This window comes from Aquiflexum sp., assembly GCF_041751335.1.
Taxonomy (GTDB): Bacteria; Bacteroidota; Bacteroidia; order Cytophagales; family Cyclobacteriaceae; genus Aquiflexum.
Window position 1 is genome coordinate 1 of the sequence record NZ_JBGSXS010000383.1, and the last position, 6,092, is coordinate 6,092.

Sequence of the window (6,092 nt, forward strand, 5' to 3'; positions counted from 1 at the left end):
ATTTCACTGTATTATTTTCCCTGCCATACTGAAAACCCATGGAGAGTATATTTTACCGGATAATGTGCCGGCCAATGAGTTTTTGAACCTTGAAGGAGACAAGATTTCCACTTCCAGAAATTGGGCAGTTTGGTTGCATGAATATTTGGAGGAATTTCCCGATAAACAAGATGTCCTAAGATATGTCCTAACTGCAAATGCTCCCGAAACAAAAGACAATGATTTTACCTGGAAGGATTTTCAGTCCAGAAATAACTCCGAGTTAGTAGCCATATTTGGGAATTTTGTCAATAGGGCAGTGGTGCTTACACATAAGTTTTTTAATGGCAAGGTGCCTGTAAAAAGTGGATTGAATGACATAGATCAAGATGCTTTGGAAACTTTGAAAGCTTTTCCGGAAAAGATTGCCGCTGCTATCGAGCGTTATAGATTCCGGGAAGCACTTTCATTTGTAATGGATTTTGCGAGGTTGGGAAATAAATATCTTGCAGATAGCGAGCCTTGGAAAACCATCAAAGAGGACAAAGAAAGGACGGGTACAATTTTGAATATTGCGCTGAATATTGCTGGGAATCTAGCCATTGTTGCTGAGCCTTTTTTACCATTCACAGCCGCCAAAATATATGGCATGTTCAATATGGAAAGTTTGGGATGGAAAGATGCCGGAAATCCAGATTTATTGGTGACAGGAATCGGAATCAATCCTGCTGCTCTACTTTTTGAAAAAATTGAAGACAATGTAGTTGAGAACCAAGTCAATAAATTATTGGAATCCAAAAAGCAAAACGAATTATCCAATGCAGTAGCTGCTCCAATGAAAGATATTATTTCTTATGACGATTTTGCAAAATTGGATATGCGGGTGGTGAAAGTGCTGACTGCTGAACCCATGCCAAAATCCAAAAAACTATTGCGGCTTACTGTAGAAACAGGTTTGGGTGTGAAAACTGTACTAAGTGGCGTAGCGGAGCATTTCAAACCGGAAGATTTGATTGGAAAACAAGTCACCATGCTAATCAATCTTGCTCCCAGAAAGATGATGGGGGTGGATTCTGAGGGGATGATACTTATGGCAGAGGACAGAGATGGCAGTCTAAGGTTATTGCAGCCAAATGAAGCCACTGTGAGCGGTTCCAAAATCTCGTGATTTTCAAATAATTCAATAAAAAGCTTCGGGTCTTAATTGATCCAAAGCTTTTTTCATGTATTTAAAGATTAGGGATATTCGATATCTTTTTTTTGAGTACATGTATGTCGCAATAATGACAGTAAAATTGTAATTCAAAATAAATTCTCGCCAGGAAACTTAAATGTCCAGTACATCGGACTTCCAACCTGTTTGGATTAGAATCTTGGGTTACTTGCAAAGCAGCGTATAACCATTTTTGAGTATTTTGTTTAAACCCAAAGTTTGAAGTCCCAAACAACCTTGATTCTGTAAATAATCTGCTTGGTTTTGGATTTTACTGATATCAATTTGGATATGTTATTATAATTGAGTTGAAATTTTTTTTGACTTTAGAAAAATACTATCTTCAACAATATCATTTTTAATCGATCAAAATTTATACTTATGGATACAAATCAATACCAAGTTGGGGGAAATTATGATGAAATGTTTGTTGATGAGAGCAAATGTAGGCCCCACTATCAAGATTTTTTGAATATTTTGGGTAAAACATCTTCAAAAAGAATGTCACATTTGCAGTTTTCTGCTAACAAGACACAAGTGGCAATGGGGATGACTTTTAACGTCTATCATGACAATCAGGGAACTGAAAAGATTCTGCACTTAGACATTATACCCAGGATCATTCCAAATATGGAATGGGCCAAATTGGAAGCAGGATTAAAACAAAGAATTCATGCCCTCAACCTATTTCTTCAGGACATATATAATGATAGAAAAATCCTAAAGGACAAAGTAGTTCCTGAAGATCTGATCTTAAATTCTAAAGACTATCTCAAACCATGTATAGGTTTGACTCCCCCCAAAGGTATTTGGTGCCATATTACAGGTACTGACCTAGTAAGGGACAAGAATGGCGAATATTACATATTAGAAGATAATCTACGATGTCCTTCCGGAGTATCTTACATGCTGGAAAGCAGGGAGATCATCAAAAGGGCATATCCTGATCTTTTCAATCAGCTAGGGGTGATGCCTGTTTCTGATTACCCTATCAAACTGTTGAAAATGCTTCAGTTTCTATCTAACAAACCCAATCCCGTTGTGGGTGTTTTAACCCCCGGAATCTATAATTCCGCATATTTTGAGCATTCTTATCTTGCGCTTCAAATGGGAGTGGAATTGGTGTCAGGAGTGGATTTGATTACAAAAGACAAAAAAGTCTACATGCAGACCACCAAAGGTTTGGAGCAGATAGATGTCTTATACAGAAGGATTGATGATACATTTTTGGATCCTTTATCCTTCAATCCCGATTCAATGCTTGGCGTGCCCGGTATGTTTGACGCCTATAAGGCCGGTAATATAGCAATGGCCAATGCCCCCGGTACAGGTGTGGCTGATGACAAAGCTGTATATGCTTATGTCCCGAGGATCATCAAGTACTATTTGGATGAGGAACCAATTTTGAATAATGTGCCTACATATCTGTGCCGAGAGGAAAAGGATAGAAATTATGTACTGGATAATATTGAGCAATTGGTAGTAAAAGAAACAAACGCAGCAGGTGGTTATGGTATGCTGATAGGTCCGAAAGCCTCCAAAGAAGAACATGATAAATTCCGTGGGTTGATCAAAGCTAACCCAACAATTTATATTGCTCAACCAACCTTATCACTTTCTACGGTCCCGACTTTGACAGATGAAGGCATTCAAGGTCGACATGTGGACTTAAGACCCTATATACTTTATGGTGAAGACATTGAAGTTATTCCGGGTGCACTGACTAGGGTAGCTTTGACCAAAGGTTCCCTGGTGGTCAACAGTTCCCAAGGGGGAGGGAGTAAGGATACTTGGGTGTTGTATAAGTAGTTTGGAAGTAGTAAGTATGAAGTATACTTACCATGTGCCAAGTACGAGGGAGGTTCAAATCATTTCGTCTTCGGTCTTCCATCTCATCCCGATAACAACGGAACTAAAATCTAAAATCTAAATTCTAAAATCTCAAATCAAACATGCTAAGTAGAGTTGCTAATTCCATATATTGGCTTGGTCGGTACCTTGAAAGGGCCGAAAATTATGCCAGGTTCATTGATGTCAATTTTAACCTGATGCTGGATTTGCCACCAGATCTAAAAGAACAATGGGAACCTTTGGTCTTTGCCACAGGCGATAGCAAGTTATACACTTCAAAACACCAAGGGTTTGACAGAAAAGAGGTCATTTATTTTTTGACCTTTGATACTGAGAATCCAAATTCCATTATCTCCTCAGTTTCATTTGCCCGAGAAAATGCCAGGGTAATCAGAGAAAACCTTACAAAAGAAACTTGGGAAAAACTTAATGAATTATATCATTTTGTTTTGAAGCAGGCAGGAAAAAAAGACTGGAATAGAGAAGATCCAAGAGTGTTTTTTGAAAGCGTGAAAAACCAACTCTTATTACTTTATGGTCTTTCTGAAAGTACAGTAGCAAGAACAGAGGGATGGTATTTTAGACAATTGGGTCTCTACCTAGAGCGGGCTGATAAAACCAGTAGGATATTGGATGTAAAATACCACATGCTTTTACCATCACCCAACATGGTAGGAACCCCTCTTGATTTTTTACATTGGACAGCCTTATTGAAGTCAGTAACGGCTTTTAACACTTATAGGAGATTGTATGGGACCATTGAACCGGACAAGGTGATCAGTTTGCTGTTATTGAACAAATATTTCCCAAGGTCAGTATTCTACTGTTTGGTAGAGGCTGAAAACTGTCTCCACAAAATTTCCGGTAGATCAAATGGAGGATTAAGAAACAATGCTGAAAATGAAATCGGAGCATTGAGATCCAAACTTGAATTTGCTGATGTCAATGAAATCATCAGTAATGGCCTCCATGAGTACATTGATGACCTACAAAAGAAAATAAATAGTATATCAAATAAAATAGATGCCAACTTCTTTCAAATAAAGGATAACTTTACTGGACAATTTAGTAAACAAGAATGACCTTTTGCTTAGGAATTAAAACAAAACATGGCCTGATAGGCCTGTCTGATACAAGAATAACATCAGGAAACGAAACAACCACTTCCAAAAAAGTATATACAGTCAATCGAGAAAAGCATTCTTTTTTCATCATGACTTCTGGGTTACGTTCTGTAAGGGATAAGGCTATTACTTATTTCACTGAAGTGATCGAAGAGCAGGACCATAATTTCAATAAGCTGTACAAAGCTGTCAATGAGTTTGGCAATCAAGTCAAAAGGGTAGCCAAAGAGGACAAGGAATATTTGGAAGAGTCAGGATTATCATTTAATCTTTTTTCCGTGATCGGTGGACAACTTGAGGAGGACAAAGAACCAAAACTGTACCTATTATATCCCCAAGGTAATTGGATAGAAATCCGAAGAGGAACTCCCTTTGTGATCATTGGAAATACCGGTGCTGGAAATCCTGTTTTACGTCGGTCATTGACCTATGATGATTCTTTGAATTATGCTTTGAAATGTGCTTTTTTGGCTTTTGATGCCACTTTGATATCGGCCAATGATGTGGATTTTCCATTGGATACTGTCATCCTTGAAAATGATAGTTATCATACCATTGAAAAGCGGTTTGAAAAGAAAGAGTTGGAACATATTTCAGTTTTCTGGAATGGAAGGCTGAAATCTGCTATTGAAGAATTACCGGCAGAGATTTTAAAGAGGGCATTTCAGCAGGACGACGTTTTGAGTGTTTTTTCCAATGGCAGCTCATGATACTCCACATTCATCATCAGACCAAATATCAGTATGGGGAGAAAGTTCCACTTAATCCCCATCAGTTATTTTTGATTCCCCAGCAGAGAACCTATTTTCAAATCAGGAAAGCGAATTGGAATATTTTTCCTGAACCAATGGGAAGAAATCAAAGAATAAATGCTGAAGGAAATCCGTTCTTCCAAGTTTGGTTCAATATAGAAACGGATGTTTTGGAGGTGGATGTTGATTTGGAAATTGAAACCTTTGATTTTAATCCATTCAGTTTTATACTTTCCCCGAATATCCCTTATCCTTTTGAAAACTTTGAATATCAAGGAAACACCGGTGAGTTTTTGAAAATATATCAACATTCAGAGCACTTTCCAGAATTGGCTGAATTTGCTTCTTCAATAATGAAGCAGTCGTCCGATTTAGTTTCTTTTCTGGTGAGATTGCTTGATAAAATTCACGAAAATTGGTCTCATGGACTCAGATATGAACCGGGATTATTACACCCCTTAGATACTTTTCTAACCAAAGAAGGTTCTTGCAGAGATTTATCATGGATGTTGATGTCGATGCTCAGGAATCTGGGAATGGCTACAAGATTTGTCAGTGGCTATGCTTTTAATCCAGAAGTAGATGCCGGCCATGAACTTCATGGATGGATAGAAGTTTACCTTCCCGGAGCGGGTTGGGTTGGTTTAGATCCAAGTTTGGGTCTTTTTACTGACCATCACTACATTCCCTTAGCCAATAGTTTTCATCCTTCCCATACCTTGCCAATTTCAGGAACGTATGGAGGATTAGCTGCTTCAAATTTCACTTCTGAAGTTTGGATAAAAGAGATGGATTGAGTTTATGGCAAGGTTAACTTTAATGCTGCAAGTATCTTGTATGTTTTAACCTAATTTTGGTACGGTCAATGCTACTTTGGGATTGCCATTTAGTAAAGAGAGTTTCCTAAATTAGAAAGTGATTTGAAGTGCTCCTTGCCAAAATGGACAGGCAGGCTACCAATGACATAAATCGGAACAGCCGTCATGCTGATCCCCCCGATAGCTATCGGGGCTATCGGGAGAAGCATCTCACGAGGTTCAGGAAATGATAAATTTGAACACAAATAGGACCTCTGGAGATCCCTCGTGCCTACTAATGACAGATTTATAAATTGCCCCTCGGCAAGCTCGGGGAACGGAGAATTTGGTGAATAAAGGAGGGGGTTTGAAAAGC

6 protein-coding genes are annotated in these 6,092 nt (G+C 38.4%); 5 read left to right on the forward strand and 1 reads right to left on the reverse strand.

Going from position 1 to position 6,092, the window contains the following annotated elements; genetic code table 11:
- The 5 genes from metG to ACEW8U_RS20435 all read left to right on the forward strand — a co-directional run.
- On the forward strand, window positions 1–1,147 hold a 1,147-nt coding region (gene metG, locus ACEW8U_RS20415; protein WP_373523900.1), incomplete at its 5' end, for a methionine--tRNA ligase subunit beta.
- A gap of 426 nt (window positions 1,148–1,573) precedes the next feature.
- Window positions 1,574–3,001, forward strand: coding sequence for a circularly permuted type 2 ATP-grasp protein (locus ACEW8U_RS20420; protein WP_373523901.1), 1,428 nt, complete (start codon window positions 1,574–1,576; stop codon window positions 2,999–3,001).
- 143 nt (window positions 3,002–3,144) lie between these two features.
- A complete protein-coding gene (locus tag ACEW8U_RS20425; RefSeq protein ID WP_373523902.1) occupies window positions 3,145–4,125 on the forward strand; it encodes an alpha-E domain-containing protein in 981 nt (326 codons plus the stop codon).
- Window positions 4,122–4,877: a peptidase gene (locus ACEW8U_RS20430; protein WP_373523903.1), complete on the forward strand. Its 756-nt coding sequence runs from the start codon at window positions 4,122–4,124 to the stop codon at window positions 4,875–4,877. Before ACEW8U_RS20425 ends, ACEW8U_RS20430 begins: the two co-directional genes overlap by 4 nt.
- Window positions 4,874–5,716, forward strand: coding sequence for a transglutaminase domain-containing protein (locus ACEW8U_RS20435; RefSeq protein ID WP_373523904.1), 843 nt, complete (start codon window positions 4,874–4,876; stop codon window positions 5,714–5,716). Before ACEW8U_RS20430 ends, ACEW8U_RS20435 begins: the two co-directional genes overlap by 4 nt.
- Window positions 5,717–5,805: 89 nt before the next feature.
- On the opposite strand, the gene ACEW8U_RS20440 is transcribed toward ACEW8U_RS20435, so the two are convergent.
- On the reverse strand, window positions 5,806–6,092 hold a 287-nt coding region (locus tag ACEW8U_RS20440), incomplete at its 5' end, for a hypothetical protein (protein WP_373523905.1).

Coding starts and splice junctions, on each gene's coding strand:
- ACEW8U_RS20420 (WP_373523901.1), top strand. CDS start 1,574: ATGGATACAAATCAATACCAAGTTGGGGGAAATTATGATGAAATGTTT.
- ACEW8U_RS20425 (WP_373523902.1), top strand. CDS start 3,145: ATGCTAAGTAGAGTTGCTAATTCCATATATTGGCTTGGTCGGTACCTT.
- ACEW8U_RS20430 (WP_373523903.1), top strand. CDS start 4,122: ATGACCTTTTGCTTAGGAATTAAAACAAAACATGGCCTGATAGGCCTG.
- ACEW8U_RS20435 (WP_373523904.1), top strand. CDS start 4,874: ATGATACTCCACATTCATCATCAGACCAAATATCAGTATGGGGAGAAA.